The 15,742-nt window shown below is 64.0% G+C and carries 15 protein-coding genes; 12 read left to right on the top strand and 3 right to left on the bottom strand.

Features of this window, described 5'->3' with window-relative positions; genetic code table 11:
- Positions 1-125: 125 nt before the first annotated feature.
- The 7 genes from WIN67_RS19770 to WIN67_RS19740 all read left to right on the top strand — a co-directional run bounded on the left by WIN67_RS19770 (position 126) and on the right by WIN67_RS19740 (position 7,608).
- Complete coding sequence (locus WIN67_RS19770) at positions 126-1,082, top strand: AraC family transcriptional regulator (protein WP_110652866.1); 957 nt, start codon at positions 126-128, stop codon at positions 1,080-1,082.
- 780 nt (positions 1,083-1,862) lie between these two features.
- On the top strand, positions 1,863-3,227 hold the full coding sequence (gene benA / locus WIN67_RS19765) for a benzoate 1,2-dioxygenase large subunit (protein WP_339069924.1): 1,365 nt from the start codon (positions 1,863-1,865) through the stop codon (positions 3,225-3,227).
- Complete coding sequence (benB, locus tag WIN67_RS19760; protein ID WP_339069923.1) at positions 3,224-3,712, top strand: benzoate 1,2-dioxygenase small subunit; 489 nt, start codon at positions 3,224-3,226, stop codon at positions 3,710-3,712. The genes benA and benB overlap by 4 nt, the downstream gene beginning before the upstream one ends.
- Before the next feature lie 10 nt (positions 3,713-3,722).
- Complete coding sequence (gene benC / locus WIN67_RS19755) at positions 3,723-4,736, top strand: benzoate 1,2-dioxygenase electron transfer component BenC (protein ID WP_339069922.1); 1,014 nt, start codon at positions 3,723-3,725, stop codon at positions 4,734-4,736.
- 142 nt (positions 4,737-4,878) lie between these two features.
- Positions 4,879-5,652: a 1,6-dihydroxycyclohexa-2,4-diene-1-carboxylate dehydrogenase gene (locus tag WIN67_RS19750; protein WP_102881761.1), complete on the top strand. Its 774-nt coding sequence runs from the start codon at positions 4,879-4,881 to the stop codon at positions 5,650-5,652.
- 288 nt (positions 5,653-5,940) lie between these two features.
- The gene (locus tag WIN67_RS19745; RefSeq protein WP_146036692.1) at positions 5,941-6,672 is read left to right on the top strand and encodes an alanyl-tRNA editing protein; all 732 of its coding nucleotides are present in this window, start codon (positions 5,941-5,943) and stop codon (positions 6,670-6,672) included.
- Positions 6,673-7,608 (top strand): hypothetical protein, encoded by a 936-nt coding sequence (locus WIN67_RS19740; protein ID WP_110652816.1) that lies wholly within the window; start codon positions 6,673-6,675, stop codon positions 7,606-7,608. It begins immediately after the preceding gene.
- A 66-nt stretch (positions 7,609-7,674) separates the two neighbouring features.
- Here WIN67_RS19740 and WIN67_RS19735 read toward each other — a convergent pair whose 3' ends face one another.
- From WIN67_RS19735 to WIN67_RS19725, 3 genes are all read right to left on the bottom strand, one after another.
- Positions 7,675-8,220, bottom strand: a complete 546-nt coding sequence (locus WIN67_RS19735) for a hypothetical protein (protein WP_339069921.1) — start codon at positions 8,218-8,220, stop codon at positions 7,675-7,677.
- Positions 8,221-8,405: 185 nt separating this feature from the next.
- Positions 8,406-9,788: an ATP-binding protein gene (locus WIN67_RS19730; RefSeq protein ID WP_339069920.1), complete on the bottom strand. Its 1,383-nt coding sequence runs from the start codon at positions 9,786-9,788 to the stop codon at positions 8,406-8,408.
- A complete protein-coding gene (locus WIN67_RS19725) occupies positions 9,785-10,447 on the bottom strand; it encodes a response regulator (protein ID WP_019092959.1) in 663 nt (220 codons plus the stop codon). The genes WIN67_RS19730 and WIN67_RS19725 overlap by 4 nt, the downstream gene beginning before the upstream one ends.
- Before the next feature lie 171 nt (positions 10,448-10,618).
- Between WIN67_RS19725 and WIN67_RS19720 the strand changes: the two genes are divergently transcribed.
- The 5 genes from WIN67_RS19720 to WIN67_RS19700 are packed head-to-tail and all read left to right on the top strand — an operon-like array spanning position 10,619 to position 15,465.
- Entirely contained in the window at positions 10,619-10,885 is a 267-nt protein-coding gene (locus WIN67_RS19720) for a PepSY domain-containing protein (RefSeq protein WP_110596106.1), read from the top strand.
- Positions 10,885-11,430 carry a cytochrome b/b6 domain-containing protein gene (locus WIN67_RS19715; RefSeq protein WP_339069919.1) on the top strand — a complete coding sequence of 182 codons (546 nt, stop codon included), beginning with the start codon at positions 10,885-10,887 and terminating at the stop codon, positions 11,428-11,430. The genes WIN67_RS19720 and WIN67_RS19715 overlap by 1 nt, the downstream gene beginning before the upstream one ends.
- Before the next feature lie 45 nt (positions 11,431-11,475).
- Complete coding sequence (locus WIN67_RS19710) at positions 11,476-12,771, top strand: sialidase family protein (protein WP_339069918.1); 1,296 nt, start codon at positions 11,476-11,478, stop codon at positions 12,769-12,771.
- Positions 12,771-13,382, top strand: a complete 612-nt coding sequence (locus WIN67_RS19705) for a hypothetical protein (RefSeq protein ID WP_170004841.1) — start codon at positions 12,771-12,773, stop codon at positions 13,380-13,382. The genes WIN67_RS19710 and WIN67_RS19705 overlap by 1 nt, the downstream gene beginning before the upstream one ends.
- A 49-nt stretch (positions 13,383-13,431) precedes the next feature.
- On the top strand, positions 13,432-15,465 hold the full coding sequence (locus WIN67_RS19700) for an LTA synthase family protein (protein WP_339069917.1): 2,034 nt from the start codon (positions 13,432-13,434) through the stop codon (positions 15,463-15,465).
- Positions 15,466-15,742 lie beyond the last annotated feature (277 nt).

Below are 15,742 nucleotides of genomic sequence, written 5' to 3'. Positions count from 1 at the left end.
GCCTTGTGCGGCCCGTGGCTTTTGTCGTTGTCGGCCTGGGCTTTTTGACCTTGCGTGATTGCCTGTCTGCGCGGCCTGCCACCGCGCGGTGCAGCCCCAACAAGAACAATCAGAGTGACCCGATTATGCAAATGCATCTGTTGAGTGAACGCAGCCGCGTGTTTGTTCAAGCCGATCCCCATGCCGTGTCCGGTTACGTCAATCAGCACGTGGGCAGCCACTGCATCCGCCTGCCGCGTGCCGGCCAGCCCCAGGCCAGCCTGCAGCACCGGGCCCTGGCCAGCCTGGATTTGTGCAGCATCAGCTACGGCGGCAGCGTGCGCGTCACCTCGCCGGCCCTGGAAAGCATCTACCACCTGCAAGTGCTGCTGCGGGGTCACTGCCTGTGGCGCGGCCGTGGCCAGGAACACTACTTCACCCCGGGGGAACTGCTGCTGATCAACCCCGACGACCCGGTGGACCTGACCTATTCCGACGACTGCGAAAAATTCATCATCAAGATTCCCACCCGCCTGCTGGAAACTGCCTGCCAGGAACAGCGCTGGCAGTACCCGGGGCAGGGCGTGCGCTTTCTGCGCCAGCGCTATCAACTGCAGGAACTGGAAGGCTTCATCCCCTTGCTGAGCCTGCTATGCCAGGAAGCCGAAGCCCTGGAAAGCATGCCCAAGGTCCAGGAGCACTATGCGCACATCCTGGTGGGCAAACTGCTGGGGCTGATGCAGACCAACGTGCAGCGTGGTGCCTTGGGCGCCTCGGCGGCGACCTTCGAACGGATTGCCGACTACATCGAACGCAACCTCAAGCACGACATCGGCTGCGAAGAACTGGCGCAACAGGCGCGCATGAGCCTGCGCTCGCTGTACGCGCTGTTCGAACGCAACGCCCGCACCACGCCGAAGAACTACATCCGCCAGCAGAAACTGCAACGGGTGCACGCCTGCCTCAGCGACCCGCAAAGCCCGGTGCGTAACGTCACCGAACTGGCCCTGGATTTCGGCTTCCTGCACCTTGGGCGTTTTGCCCAAAGCTACCGCCAGCAATATGGCGAACTGCCCTCCGACACCCTCAAGCGCCGCCACTGACCGGCCCGCCCCGCTATGGGCATTCGTTCCGACCTGTGCCTGGCGATCACCCGGCAGACCTTCGGCGTCCTCGGGCCCCCTGCGTCTCCTGCGGAGCCGTTCGCAGCCTGCGGCAGCGGCTACATACCCCTGTAACCGCTGCCGAGCCTGCGAGGCTGCGAAAAGGTCCGCAGGACCTTGCCTGGCAATCGCCAGTCGACCCCCCAGGTTGCGTCTCCTGCGGAGCCGTTCGCAGCCTGCGGCAGCGGCTACACACCCTTGTAGCCGCTGCCGAGCCTGCGAGGCTGCGAAAAGGTCCGCAGGACCTTGCCTGGCAATCGCCAGCCGGACTTCCAGCGGCCTTGAGATCCTTGCGTCCCTTCGGGCCGTTCGCAGCCTGCGGCAGCGGCTACACACCCTTGTAGCCGCTGCCGAGCCTGCGAGGCTGCGAAAAGGTCCGCAGGACCTTGCCTGGCGATCGCCAGTCGGACTTCCAGCTGCCTTGAGATCCTTGCGTCCCTTCGGGCCGTTCGCAGCCTGCGGCAGCGGCTACATACCCCTGTAGCCGCTGCCGAGCCTGCGAGGCTGCGAAAAGGTCCGCAGGACCTTGCCTGGCGATCGCCAGTCGAACCTCCTGCGGCCTTGAGATCCTTGCGTCCCTTCGGGCCGTTCGCAGCCTGCGGCAGCGGCTACAGAGCAATCTGCAGAAAACGGATACAGGTCTGCACGCATTGGCTATTGCCCGTTCCAAGCCCGCCCTAGCATGGCCCTGCCTGAATAAAAACAATGGAGGCGGCGGCCATGTCCCTGCGACCCGAATACCTGCATTCCCTGCTTGAAGAAGACCCCGACCAGGGCGTCTACCGCTGCAAGCGGGAGATGTTCACCGCCCCCCGGCTGTTCGACCTGGAGATGCAGCACATCTTCGAAGGCAACTGGCTGTACCTGGCCCACGACAGCCAGATCCCCAACCCCAACGACTACTACAGCACCACCATGGGCCGGCAATCGATCTTCATTGCGCGCAACAAGAACGGTGAACTCAACGCCTTCATCAACGCCTGCAGCCATCGCGGCGCCATGCTCTGCCGGCACAAGACCGGCAACAAGGCGTCCTTCACCTGCCCGTTCCACGGCTGGACCTTCAACAACACCGGCAAGCTGCTCAAGGTCAAGGACCCGGCCGCCGCCGGTTACCCGGCCAGCTTCAACTGCGAAGGCTCCCACGACCTGACCCGCGTCGCGCGCTTTGAGTCCTACCGTGGCTTTCTGTTCGGCAGCCTCAACCCCGACGTGCTGCCCCTGGTGGAGCACCTGGGGGAGTCGGCGAAGATCATCGACATGATCGTCGACCAGTCCGCCGCCGGCCTGGAAGTGCTGCGCGGCTCCTCCAGCTACATCTACGAAGGCAACTGGAAGCTCACCGCCGAGAACGGCGCCGACGGCTACCACGTCAGCTCGGTGCACTGGAACTACGCGGCCACCCAGAACCAGCGCAAGCAGCGCGAGGCCGAGGAAGACATCCGCACCATGAGCGCCGGCACCTGGGCCAAGCAGGGCGGCGGTTTCTACTCCTTCGACAAGGGCCACATGCTGCTCTGGACCCGCTGGTCCAACCCCGAGGATCGCCCGCTGTACGAACGCCGCGACGAGCTGGCCCGGGACTTCGGCCAGGCCCGGGCCGACTGGATGATCGAGAACTCGCGCAACCTGTGCCTGTATCCGAACCTCTACCTGATGGACCAGTTCAGCTCGCAGATCCGCATCGCCCGGCCGATCTCGGTGGACCGCACCGAAATCACCATCTATTGCATCGCGCCCAAGGGCGAGAGCGACGAAGCGCGGGCCCGGCGCATCCGCCAGTACGAGGACTTCTTCAACGTCAGCGGCATGGCCACCCCGGACGACCTGGAGGAATTCCGCTCCTGCCAACTCGGCTACCAGGGCAGCAGCACGGCCTGGAACGACATGTCCCGTGGCGCCGAGCATTGGGTCCAGGGCGCGGACGACGCAGCGAAAGAAATTGACCTGCAGCCGATCCTCAGCGGCGTGCGCACCGAGGACGAGGGCCTGTTCGTGATGCAGCACAAGTACTGGCAGCAAACCCTGCTCGCGGCCCTGGAGCTTGAGGCCTCACGGCAGATCGATGTGGAGGCCGTGCAATGAATATTTCCTACGATGTCGTGCGCGATTTCCTGTACCGCGAAGCCCGCTACCTGGACGACAAGGACTGGGACAGCTGGCTGGAGCTCTACGCCCCGGACGCCACCTTCTGGATGCCCTCCTGGGATGACCGCGACCAGTTGACCGAAGACCCGCAGCGGGAAATCTCGCTGATCTGGTACGGCAACCGCAGCGGCCTCGAAGACCGGGTGTTCCGCATCAAGACCGAGCGCTCCAGCGCCAGCATTCCCGACACCCGCACCTCCCACAACCTGAGCAATATCGAGCTGCTGGAGCAGGGCGACGGCCTGTGCAAGCTGCGCTTCAACTGGCACACCCTGAGCTTTCGCTACAAGACCGTGGACAGCTACTTCGGCTGCAGCTTCTACATCCTGGATGTGCGCGGCGAAAACCCGCTGATCCTGGCCAAGAAAGTCATCCTGAAGAACGACTACGTTCGCCAGGTCGTCGATATCTACCACCTCTGAGGCGACCGCCATGAGTCATCAAATCGCACTCAATTTCGAAGACGGCGTCACCCGTTTCGTCAACGCCAACCCGGGCGAAACCGTGGCCGACGCCGCCTACCGCCAGGGCATCAACATCCCCCTGGACTGCCGCGACGGCGCCTGTGGCACCTGCAAGTGCTTTGCCGAAGCCGGGCGCTACGAGCTGGGCGAGGACTACATCGAAGACGCTCTGAGCGCCGATGAGGCCGAGCAGGGTTTTGTCCTCACCTGCCAGATGCGCGCCCTCGGTGATTGCGTGGTGCGGGTGCCGGCTTCGTCCCAGGTCTGCCGCGCCGGGCAGGCCATCTTTCAGGCCAACATCAGCGCGGTGCGCCAGCTGTCCGACAGCACCATCGCCCTGTCGATCAAGGGTGAAGCCCTGAGCCAGCTGGCGTTCCTGCCGGGGCAATACGTCAACCTCGGGGTGCCCGGCAGCGAACAAACCCGGGCCTATTCCTTCAGCTCCTTGCAACGCGACGGCGAGGTCAGCTTCCTGATCCGCAATGTGCCCGGCGGCCTGATGAGCAGCTTCCTCACCGGTCTCGCCAAAGCCGGTGACAGCATGACCCTGGCCGGGCCCCTGGGCAGCTTCTACCTGCGGGATATTCGCCGGCCCTTGCTGTTGCTGGCCGGCGGCACCGGGCTGGCGCCGTTCACCGCCATGCTGGAGAAGATTGCCGAGCAGGGCAGCGAGCATCCGCTGCACCTGATCTATGGCGTGACCAACGATTTCGACCTGGTGGAACTGGAGCGCCTGGAAGATTTTACCGCGCGCATCCCCCTCTTCAGCTTCAGCGCTTGCGTGGCCAACCCTGAAAGCCACTACCCGCGCAAGGGCTACGTGACCCAGCACATCGAACCGGCGCACCTCAACCAGGGTGATGTGGACGTGTACCTGTGCGGCCCGCCGCCGATGGTCGAGGCGGTGAGCCAGTTCATCCGCGAGCAGGGCATCGCCCCGGCGAATTTCTACTACGAGAAATTTGCCGCCAGCGCCGCCTGAAGGGCGCCTCGCCGCTGTAGGAGCTGGCTTGCCAGCGAAGGCGTCCACAAGGGCGCTGCTAGGCTCAAGGGCCCTTTCGCCGGCAAGCCGGCTCCTACGTCGGGTGGCGTTCTCTCCATCTTTTTGCACTCACGAGGTTTCCATGAACCGTTTCCACAACCAAGTCGCCCTGGTCACCGGCGCCGCCCAAGGCATCGGCCGTCGCGTTGCCGAACGCCTGGCCGAAGAGGGCGCTCGCGTGGTGCTGGTGGACCGCTCCGAACTGGTCTTCGAACTGGCCGCCGAACTGAGCCCCCGCTACCCGGTCCTGGCCCTGACCGCCGACCTGGAGCAGTACAGCGAATGCAGCCGGATCATGGCGGCGGCCATCGCCCACTTCGGCCGCCTCGACATCCTCATCAACAACGTCGGCGGCACCATCTGGGCCAAGCCCTTCGAACACTACGAACCGGCGCAAATCGAAGCCGAAGTCCGGCGCTCATTGTTCCCCACCCTGTGGTGCTGCCACGCCGCCTTGCCGCAGATGCTGGAGCAGGGCAGCGGGGCCATCGTCAACGTCTCGTCCATCGCCACCCGCAGCCTCAATCGCGTGCCTTACGGCGCGGCCAAGGGTGGGATCAACGCACTCACCGCCTGCCTGGCCTTCGAAACCGCCGGGCGTGGCGTGCGGGTCAATGCCACCGCCCCGGGCGGCACCGAAGCCCCGCCGCGGCGCATTCCGCGCAACAGCGCTGAACAAAGCCCCGAGGAGCAAGTCTGGTACCAGCAGATCGTCGATCAGACCCTCGACAGCAGCCTGATGAAACGCTACGGCAACGTCGACGAACAAGCCGCAGCCATCCTGTTTCTGGCCTCCGCCGAAGCCTCCTACATCACCGGCACAGTGCTGCCGGTGGGCGGCGGCGACCAGGGCTGAGGGGCAACCTCCTGCTGAATGACCGACCTGTAGGAGCCGGCTTGCCGGCGAATGCGTCCGCGAGATCGCTTTCGCCGGCAAGCCGGCTCTTACGGTAATCGCGTATTGGGTTGGCTTGCGCACGAGAGGTAGGTTGGGGATTGTGTGCGCCGAAAATTAATCTTATGGATTTATTATTAATCCAATGGTTTAATTTTATCGGCAGATGGTTCTCAATGCACCACACAGGCAGCGGCTATTCATGGGAATCCCCGGCCGGCCGTGAATGCTCAAGGACGCGAGGCATACATGAACCCAACCCTTCCTTTGTTTCATCAGCAACCCTACCTGCAAACCGTGCAATGCCAGATCCATCGGCTTGAACGGGACGATTCGGGTGCGCCCTTCGCTCTATTGAGTGAGACGGTGTTCTATCCCCAGGGCGGCGGCCAACTGGGGGATCGGGGGCTGCTGACCCTCAGCGAACCCGGGGCCGGTGATGTGCCGCAGGTGATCGAGATCACCACCACCAAAAGGAAGGACGACGAGATCAGGCATTACCTGAAGCTGGATGACGCCGGGTTCGGGCAGTTGCAATCACTCGTGCCGGGGCAGAGGGTGACGGCGACCCTGGATTGGTCCCTGCGCTATCAGCAGATGCGCATTCATTCGGCCATGCACCTGATGCACTGCCTGCTGGAGCAGACGCTGGGGCGCTCGATTCCACACCCGGTCCGCTCGCCGCTGAATGACCAGGGCGGGGAAAACCACTATGAGTTCATGGGCGAGTTCGATGAGCAGAGCCTTGAGCGTGCGACACAAGAGTTGAATCGCTTTTGCGCGGCCGGTCATGCCGTCAGAACCCAGGCCGATACCGGCAAAGGTCCAGGCTATCGCTGGTGGCAGTGTGGCGAATGGTCAATCCCCTGTGGCGGCGTGCATGTCGGCAATACGCGAGAGATAGGGGCCGTCACTGCCAGCATGAAAATCAGGAAAAACACCACCCGGGTCGCCGTCTCGTTCGCGGTAGAGGTTGAGTAAGTGTCGGAGAACCAACAGGCCTTTGGCGCGTTTCTCACCCAGTTGCGCCTCGAAAGCGGCCACCTGAAAATTTCAACTTTTCTGGAAACCGTGAACATTCCGTTTTCCGCCAACCACTACCGGGACGTCGAGGCAGGGCGCAAGCACCTCAGCCTTGAGTCAGCCGTCGAACTGCATGACCAGCTGGGTATCGTCCCCGCCAGCAAGTCGAGCTTCGATTACTACTGGCATTACTTTCGTGACTTGTTGCCGGCCCCCGTGCACGAAATGCTGTTTGGCAAAGGGGTGGAGGTCAAGGATCTTTCCGCCATGCTCGAGGTGCGCGAGCACGACTCCAAGCTACTGCGCCGCGCCTTGAGCTTGAGCCGCTACGAACGTGAGTTCATCGTCACCGAAGAGATCATTGCAGCCTTCAAGGAACACTTCGAACTGCTGCCGTTGATGACCTATCTGTACATGGTGGACAGCGCCTCGGTGGCCGAAATCCAGGCGGTGTGCCAGCAGCTCGGCCTGGCCTACGACGCGCGTACCGAAGCCTTCCTGAGCCTTGTGGCCAAGGAGCGCAGCACCCCGCAGTCACCCTTCGTGCGCCATGCCCCGACCTTGAGAATGCCCAGAACCGCAGAAGCCCTGGCGCTCAAGGACCGGTTCCTGCGTCACGAGATCGACCGATCGTTGACCAAGCCCGAGCAAAGCGAATATTTCAATGTGTCCGGATCATTCAAGTACAGCGCGATGGTCACGCTCAAAGCGGCGGAAATCGAAGAGATCCAGGACCGTCTTGTCGATCTGTTTTCAGTGATCGAAGTGCACAACAAATCTTCCGGACAACTGGAAGACCCAGGGGCTGATCCCTACTTCTTCGGGCTGGTGGTGTCGGGCCGCCCGGAATATGACGGGCGCGCGGGGCGATCGAAGAAAAAGAGCCGGGGATGAAGCGGACTAAGGCCGTTGCAGCCAATGGCCACAGCCGAACAGCGGGTGGAGACGGCCTCGGCGGCGCTATGACCTGTTCTGGGGAATGGCATAGGGCAGGGTGATGGGCGGCGCGTCCTGCAAAGGCCGCGAAGACTTCGCCATCAGATAACCGATGATCTGCGCCGAGCTGAGCTCGATATGCAACAGGTCTTCATCGTCAAACCACGCGTTGGGCCAGAAGATCAGGTCCGAGGCATTGGCCTCGGGGAAGTTGGTTTCCAGCAGGCCCAGAGCGTAGTCCGTATCAGACTCCGTGCCTTCGCACTGGCAGATGAAATCCGCCACGGCGCACGCTTCGTCGAAGCTCAGGTCATCAACGTAGCGCTTCTGATGAAAGGCGGTGCGCAGAAAGTTCTCCGCGCTGGTATGGCTGTGCATGTCGCGAAATTCGTGGAACTCGAAAGGCCGGCCGGCGTGGCTGTTCCACTGCTGGATCAGCGCACTGATCTCGGGGCTTTCCCGTTCCTGGTTGTCCCAGATCCGGTCGAGGATCTGCTTGAGCAAGTCTTTCATCAACGCCCGTATTTTCGGCGTCGCGGGTGTTGGTTTCAGCCGTTCCGGCATGGCCATGGGTATCTCCTTGATTGTCATTTCATACGGCTGGTGGAGGGGAGCGCGAGATCGCCTTCGCCGGCAAGCCGGCTCCTACGGGGGGATGGTGCGTGCTTGTGTAGGAGCTGGCTTGCCAGCGAAGACGCCCGCCAGACCACCCCCATTCCCGAGCGGCGCACAGGATAGGCCCTTCGCGCCGCCGACTAAAGCGCTGGCCCCAGCAGCAACAACGCACACAACCCGCCCTCAGGCCGATTGCGCAATTCCAGACGGCCACCGATCTTGCTGACGATCATCTGCACAATCGCCAGTCCCAGCCCGGCGCCATGGGCATTTCCCTGGCTGTAGAAGCGCTCCAGCAAACGCCCGCGCTCCTCTTCATTGATGCCGGGCCCAGCGTCCTCCACACACAGGTGCATCGCGCCATCCGCCTGGGGCCGCAGGCCGACCCGCACCTCGCTGCCCGCGGGGGCAAAGTTCAGGGCGTTGGTCACCAGGTTTTGCAGGGCAATGGCCAAAGCCACCGGGTCGGTGTCGATCAGGCAGCCTTCGTCGCCTTCCAGCACCAGTTCAACATCCTTCTCCAGGGCCAAAGGCGTCAGTTCCGCCAGCTCCTCGCGTACCAGGGCGCTGAGGTCAATGCGGCTCAGGCGCGGGTTGCTCAGCTGCGGCTCGATGCGCGCCATGGTCAGCAGCTGACTGCCGATGCGGGTGGCGCGGTCGACGCCGCTCACCAGAAAATCCAGGGCTTCCTGGCGTTGCTCCGGGCTGCCGGCGCTCTGGGCGTTCTGCGCGTGAATCCGCAGGATCGCCAGGGGCGTGCGCAGTTCATGGGCGGCGTCGGCGATAAAGCGCCGCTCGCGCTCCAGCAGGCTGTCGATCTGGGCCAGTAACTGGTTGAGGGCGGTCTGCATCGGTTCCAGATCCTGGGGCAGCGGCTTGAGACCGAGGGGTTGCAGGGTGTCGCTGCTGCGCCCGCGAATGGCCCGGGCCATGGCCCGCAGTGGCGCCAGGCCCCAGCCGATGGTCAGCCAGATCAGCAGCGCCAGCAGCGGCACGCCGATCAGGGTCGGCCACAGGGTATGGCGGACGATGCGCTGGATCAGGTCCTGGCGGATGTCATCGCGCTCGCCAACCCAGATCAGCAAGCCCTGTTGCGTGTCGGCCAGCAGAAAGGCGCACCAGTCCTTGCCGTTTTCCAGGATGTCGTGGGCGCCCAGGGTGGTGGGCGGCGCCTCCAGCAGCGGGGCCTCGGCGGAGCGCATCAGCAACTGGCCGTCGTCGCGCCAGACCTGGAAGGTCAGGCGGGTTTCATAGGGGTGGGCGGCGCCGTCCACGCCGACCCGGCTCATGGCCTGGTCGAAGGCCTGGTGCAGGCGCTCCCAGTCCGCCGCGTCCGGCTTTTGAGCCGGGTCGCGCTGGCGCAGCACCCCTTGCAGAAGGCGCGCGCTCTGGGCCAGCTGGGCGTCGTAGACCTCTTCGATTTCATGGTGGCTGTCGCGCAGCACCAGCCAGCTGATCAGCAAATCCCCCAGCAACACCAGGACCAGGACCGGCAGCAGAATCCGCGTGCGCACCGAGTTCATGGCTTGAGCGCCAGCACGTAACCGACGCCGCGCACGGTGCGGATCAGCTCGCTGCAGAGCTTCTTGCGCAGGTTGTGGATCAGAACTTCCAGGGTGTTGCTCTCGACCCGGTCCTGCCAGCCGTACAGCGCCCGGGACAGGCGCTCGCGGGTCACCACCTTGCCCGGGCGTACCATCAGCTGGTGCAGCAACTGGTATTCCATAGGCGTCAGCACCACTTCGTTGTCTTGGTAGTGCACCTGCTGGTTGGCCGGGTCGAGGCGGATACCGGCGTGTTCCAGCAGCGGCTGGGCACGGCCCTGGCTGCGGCGCAGCAGGGCGCGGACCCGGGCCTTGAATTCCTCGACATCGAAGGGCTTGACCAGGTAGTCGTCGGCCCCGGCATCCAGCCCGGCGATGCGCTCGGCGGTGCCGTCGCGGGCAGTGAGAATCAGCACCGGCAGGTCCTGCTGGGCGGCGCGCAATTGCTGCAGCAGTTCCAGGCCGTCGAGCCGCGGCAGGCCCAGGTCCAGCAGCAACAGGTCGAAGCTTTCCGTGCGCAGGGCGTGCAGGGCGCTGGCGCCGTCCTGCAGCCAGTCCAGGGTGTAGCCTTCGGCGCTCAGCGCCACGCGGATGCCCTGGCCGAGGGCACGATCATCTTCGACAAGCAGCAGGCGCATGGGCGTTTCTCGGTCGGGCGAGGGGGCAGGGAAGGGGCGCATGATGACGCCGGCCAGGGTCCGTCGGCAGGGGTTTTTAGCGGGGAAAATGTTACCGCGCGTTGCCAACTAAGCTTTCACTAAGCTTGGTTTTGCACAGTGCAATCTCCCCCATTACCGGAGCGTTTCTCTATGCGCAAAGTCCTGCTGCTGTCCCTGGTTCTCGCCAGCCCCCTGGCCATTGCCGGCCCGCAATGCACCACCGCCGAACGTTCGCAATGGCAAGACCCGCAAGCCTTCCAGGACCAGCTCAAGGCCCAGGGCTACCAGATCAACAAGTTCAAGGTCACTGACGGCAACTGCTACGAGATCTACGGCTTCGACAAGGACCAGCGCAAGGTTGAGATCTACCACGACCCGGTCACCGGCAAGGCGGTGAAGACCGAGATCAAAGGCTGATGCCGCACGCTTCCCTGCGGCTGTGGGACCCGCTGGTGCGACTGTTTCACCTGTCCATCGCCGGGGTCTTTATCGGCAACTACTTCTTCAACGAAGCCGGTGACGACTGGCACGTCTGGCTCGGCTACTACGCCATGGCCTGGCTGCTGTTGCGCACGCTGTGGGGATTTATCGGGCCGCGCAGTGCGCGCTGGTCCGACTTCTGGCCGACCCGGGCCCGGCTGGCGGGGCATCTGCGCTCGCTGCGGGCCGGGCGCCCCGAGCATCGCCTGGGGCATTCACCCCTCGGGGCCTTAGTGATGTTGCTGATGTTGTTGGCGCTGTTGCTGATCGGCATCAGCGGTTTCTTGATGGAAGAGGTCGATGCCCTGTGGGGCGCCGACTGGCCGCTGCAAGTGCACGAAACCAGCGCCGATGTGCTGCTGGGCCTGGTGCTGCTGCATGTGTGCGCGGCGATTTTTGAAAGCTTCCAAGTGCGCGACAACCTGCCGTTGTCGATGCTCACCGGCCGTCGCCGACCCTTGCCGGACAGTGATCGGCACTAATGGTTTTTCCCTTGTTCCCACCATGTATTTGCCACGGGCTCCTGTATGCGTGCGCTGTCCTTTCGCCTGAGCTTCATCTGCAGCAGCCTGCTCTTGGCCGCCGTCTTTATCGCCGCCTGGCGCAGCCATCCTCCCCATCAGCTGGCGCCGTTTGCCCAGGCTGCGGTCAGCAGCGATACGGCTACGACCAACAGTACGCCGCAATACAACAGCCGCTTCGTCTCCTCGGACCTGGATGACTTCGTGCATTCCTCCTCGGTGACCGCCTTGCCCGGCGGCGACCTGATGGCCGTGTGGTTCGCCGGCTCCCGGGAAGGCGCCGCCGACGTCCAGGTGCGCAGCGCACGCTTTGACGCCAAGACTGGCGAGTGGGGCGTCGAGCAGGTGCTGGCCACCCGCGAATCGACCCGTGACGGCACCGGGCGCTACATCCGCAAGCTCGGCAACCCGGTGATCGCCCTGGGCCCGGACCAGCGCCTGTGGCTGTTCTACGTCTCGGTATCGGTGGGCGGCTGGGCCACCAGCGCCATCAACCTGATGGTTTCCGATGACCTGGGGCGCAGCTGGTCGGCGCCGCGGCAACTGATTACCTCGCCGTTCTTCAACATCAGCACCCTGGTGCGCGCCGCGCCGGTGTTCCATGCCGACGGCTCGATCGGCCTGCCGGTGTACCACGAGTTTATGGGCAAGTTCGCCGAGTACCTGTACCTGAGCGCCGACGGCGCGGTGATCGACAAATTCCGCATCAGCCGTGGCAAGCACTCCCTGCAACCGACCATCGTGCCCCTGGACGAACGCCGCGCCATAGCCATGCTGCGCTACGCCGGCGACACCCACCACAAGGTCCTGGCCAGTCGCACCGAAGACGCCGGGAAGACCTGGAGCGAGCCCTATCCGCTGCAACCGTCCAACCCCAACTCTTCCCTGGCGGCGGTGGGCACCGACGACCAGGGCCTGCTGGTGGCCCTCAACGACTTGCAGGACGGGCGCTTCAAACTCAGCCTGTACGGCACTGACGCCGGCCTTAGCCAATGGCGCCCGCTGGTGGAACTGGACCAGTCCCCCGACCCCCTGGGCCAGCCGTTTTCCCACGAGGCCTACAAGGACATCATCGGCGAAGGCTTCCGCGCCTCCAGCGGCGCCCGCCGCCTGCCCCTGGAACAGCGCTTTCTGAGCAACCTCGACTACCGGGTGTGCAAGCCCCAGGGCTGCGACTTCGAGTACGAATACCCCTACTTCAGCCGCGGGGCGGACGGCCTGTACCACCTGGTCTATTCCTGGAACAACACCTTTATCAAGCACGTCAGCTTCAACGCGGCGTGGCTGGCGGAGCGCTTGTGATGATGTCGCTATGGCAAGCCCATCTGAGTTTTATCCTCCTGGGCTTTGTGCTGCTTGGCAGCCTGCGCCTGACCGCGCCCTGGCGGCCCTGGCTGCTGCCCGTGCTGGCGCTGGTCAGCTTTATTCCACTGAACCAGCTGCCGCTTGCGGCCTATGTGCGCAGCTTCACCGATGATTTGGCCATCAGCACCCTGGTGCTGCTGGGCTGGGTCAGCCTGCGGCACTTGGGGGTGATTGCGCCCTTGCCAGCCAAACACCGGGTGCAGGTTTTGCTGCTGTTTATCGGCCTGACCCTGAGCCTGTACCCCGCGACCCTGGGCCTGACCTACCTCGACCCCTACCGCTGGGGCTACAACCCACGGCCGATGATCGTGCTGATGGGCCTGGCGGCGCTGGTGCTGCTGTGGCAGCGCAACCTGCTGGGGGTACTGATGCTGGCAGCCGGGACCCTGGCCTTTGCCCTGCGCCTCAAGCCTTCGGAAAACTACTGGGACTACCTGCTGGACCCGCTGCTGGCGGGCTACTGCCTGATCGCCGGCAGCGGCGGTCTGCTGCTGTGGCTGTGGCGCCGCGTCACCCAGCGCCGCCGCGGGCAGCCCCTTGCCGGCTAAACCAACCGGCCGCGCCGCGGCCTTCGATAACACCACACAGAGGTCAATGATGGGCGGGTTGCAATCACGCCGCCTGCGCTACGGCGTGGGCGCAATCGGGCTGGTATTCGGCTTGCTGGCACTGCTGCGGCTGCTGTTCGCCGTGGGTTTTTCCGGGGTGGACCTGAGCGCCGCCGACCAGCGCGAAGCCATCCTCCAGACCCTCGGCATCGGCCTGCGCTTCGACCTGCGCCTGACCCTGCTGCTACTGCTGCCCCTGGCGCTGTTGGCCTGGCTGCCGCGCTGGAACCTGCTGCGCCTGCCGGCCTTGCGCTGGCTGGCCCGGGCCTACCTGCTGCTGGTGCTGGGCGGGGTAGGGCTGCTGTACATCATCGACTTCGGCCACTACGCCTACCTCGGCGTGCGCATCAACGCCACGGTGCTGCGCTACCTGGACGACGCACAGATCTCCCGGCAAATGCTCTGGGAAAGCTACCCGGTGCTGTGGATCGTCCTCGCCTGGGGCAGCGCCCTGAGCCTGTGGTGCTACGCCTTGCTGCGCCTGGAACGCCTGACCCTCGACCGCCCGCCGCAACCCCTGGGCCGCTGGTCCCTGGCCAGCGTCAGCGCCCTGGGCATCGCCGCCGTGTTCCTCGCCCTGCTGGGCCGGGTGGAAAACCTCAACCTGGAAAACCCCGTGCCCCTGCGCTGGAGCGACGCCTACTTCTCCGGCAACAGCCAGATCGCCGCCCTGGGCCTGAACCCCGTGCTGTTCTTCTACGACACCCTCAAGGCCGGCCAGGCCCAGTACGACGAAGCCCAAGTGCGCCAACACTACCCGGCCCTGGCCCGCTACCTCGGTGTCGACCACCCGGACCCACAGCGCCTGAACTTCACCCGCCAACAAGGCGTGCAGCCTTACCGCATCGACCGCCCCCGGCCGCCCAACGTCATCTTCGTCATGCTCGAATCCCTCGGCACCAGCGCCGTGGGTGCCTACGGCAACCCGCTCAACCCCACTCCCAACCTCGACCGCCTGGCCAGCCAGAGCTGGTTCTTCAAACACTTCTACGTCCCGGTCACCGGCACCGCCAAGACCGTATGGGCCAGCATCACCGGCGTACCCGACGTCACCCGCCAAGAGACCGCCACCCGCCAGCCCCTGATCACCCGCCAACACAGCCTGATCAACGCCTTCAGCGACTACCACAAGCTCTACCTGATCGGCGGCAACGCCGGCTGGGCCAACATCAACGGCCTGATCCACCAGAGCATCGACAACGTGCGCCTATACGATGAAAGCCACTGGCAATCGCCCCAGGTGGACGTCTGGGGCATCTCCGACCTCGACCTGTTCAAGGAAAGCGACCACCTACTGCGCGCCATCCCCCAGGACCAACCGTTCTTCGCCTACCTGCAAACCTCCGGCAACCACCGCCCCTTCACCATCCCCAAGGACAACGACGGCTTCCAAGCTCAAGACCTGCCCCTGGAACAAGTCCAGGCCGCCGGTTCCCGCAGCCTGGAGCAATACAACGCCGTGCGCCTCTTGGACTTCAACATCGGCCGCCTAATGGAGATCGCCAAAACGGGGGGCTACTACGACAACACGATTTTCGTGTTTTTCGGCGACCACAACACCCGCATCAGCCAGATCCCCCACATGGCCCCCGCGTTTGAACAGCTTGGGCTGGAAAGCAACAACGTACCGCTGCTGATCCATGCCCCGGGGATGTTGCAGCCCAGAGTGATCGAAGAAGCCGTCGGCCTCGCCGACCTGCTGCCCACCGTGGCCGGCATGGCCGGGATGCCCTTCACCAATGGCGCCATGGGGCGGGACATTCAACAGCCTGCGCCGGAGGGGGAGCGGGTGGTGCCGCTGGTATTGAGGGAAGGGACCTTTCCGGTGATTGGCGGCGTGACCAAGGACTTTTTGTTGCAGATGCAGCACGACGGTAGTGGTGCGACCTTGCATGATTTAGCGTCGAGCACCCCGCGAGAGGATGTGGCGCAGGAGCATCCGCGGGAGTTTGAACGGTTGTTGGAGTTGACGCGGGGGATGCATGAGGGGGCGCGGTTGATGTTGTATCGCAATGTTCGGTGACCCCGCACAGCCATCGGCTGACGCCAGCCCGTGTAGGAGCTGGCTTGCCAGCGAAGGCGGCCGCAAGACCGCCTGAGCTCTATTTAATAGGTAACCAGTTCAAGGCTGAAGCTGCTGGTGGTTAGGCGATTGAGCGCTATATCAAGCGTCTGATCATCGAACAGCCTGTTCTTGCGAGCAGCAGAAGTTAGAGGGAGACGGGGTAAATCAGGTTTATTTTAAAGTACATATCTGTCTCCCCTCGTGTCCTCCCAGGCCAGTGCTGCGTGACATTATC

Origin of the sequence: Pseudomonas idahonensis, from assembly GCF_037903935.1 — a bacterium.
Lineage (GTDB): Bacteria > Pseudomonadota > Gammaproteobacteria > Pseudomonadales > Pseudomonadaceae > Aquipseudomonas > Aquipseudomonas danubii.
Note: the sequence above shows the minus strand (reverse complement) of the source record. Positions and strands in the feature narration are given on the sequence as shown.

What these genes read in the sequence shown, in the direction of transcription:
- WIN67_RS19770 (WP_110652866.1), top strand. Translation starts at nt 126, where the DNA reads ATGCAAATGCATCTGTTGAGTGAACGCAGCCGCGTGTTTGTTCAAGCC.
- benA (WP_339069924.1), top strand. Translation starts at nt 1,863, where the DNA reads ATGTCCCTGCGACCCGAATACCTGCATTCCCTGCTTGAAGAAGACCCC.
- benB (WP_339069923.1), top strand. Translation starts at nt 3,224, where the DNA reads ATGAATATTTCCTACGATGTCGTGCGCGATTTCCTGTACCGCGAAGCC.
- benC (WP_339069922.1), top strand. Translation starts at nt 3,723, where the DNA reads ATGAGTCATCAAATCGCACTCAATTTCGAAGACGGCGTCACCCGTTTC.
- WIN67_RS19750 (WP_102881761.1), top strand. Translation starts at nt 4,879, where the DNA reads ATGAACCGTTTCCACAACCAAGTCGCCCTGGTCACCGGCGCCGCCCAA.
- WIN67_RS19745 (WP_146036692.1), top strand. Translation starts at nt 5,941, where the DNA reads ATGAACCCAACCCTTCCTTTGTTTCATCAGCAACCCTACCTGCAAACC.
- WIN67_RS19735 (WP_339069921.1), bottom strand. Translation starts at nt 8,220, where the DNA reads ATGGCCATGCCGGAACGGCTGAAACCAACACCCGCGACGCCGAAAATA.
- WIN67_RS19730 (WP_339069920.1), bottom strand. Translation starts at nt 9,788, where the DNA reads ATGAACTCGGTGCGCACGCGGATTCTGCTGCCGGTCCTGGTCCTGGTG.
- WIN67_RS19725 (WP_019092959.1), bottom strand. Translation starts at nt 10,447, where the DNA reads ATGCGCCTGCTGCTTGTCGAAGATGATCGTGCCCTCGGCCAGGGCATC.
- WIN67_RS19720 (WP_110596106.1), top strand. Translation starts at nt 10,619, where the DNA reads ATGCGCAAAGTCCTGCTGCTGTCCCTGGTTCTCGCCAGCCCCCTGGCC.
- WIN67_RS19715 (WP_339069919.1), top strand. Translation starts at nt 10,885, where the DNA reads ATGCCGCACGCTTCCCTGCGGCTGTGGGACCCGCTGGTGCGACTGTTT.
- WIN67_RS19710 (WP_339069918.1), top strand. Translation starts at nt 11,476, where the DNA reads ATGCGTGCGCTGTCCTTTCGCCTGAGCTTCATCTGCAGCAGCCTGCTC.
- WIN67_RS19705 (WP_170004841.1), top strand. Translation starts at nt 12,771, where the DNA reads ATGATGTCGCTATGGCAAGCCCATCTGAGTTTTATCCTCCTGGGCTTT.
- WIN67_RS19700 (WP_339069917.1), top strand. Translation starts at nt 13,432, where the DNA reads ATGGGCGGGTTGCAATCACGCCGCCTGCGCTACGGCGTGGGCGCAATC.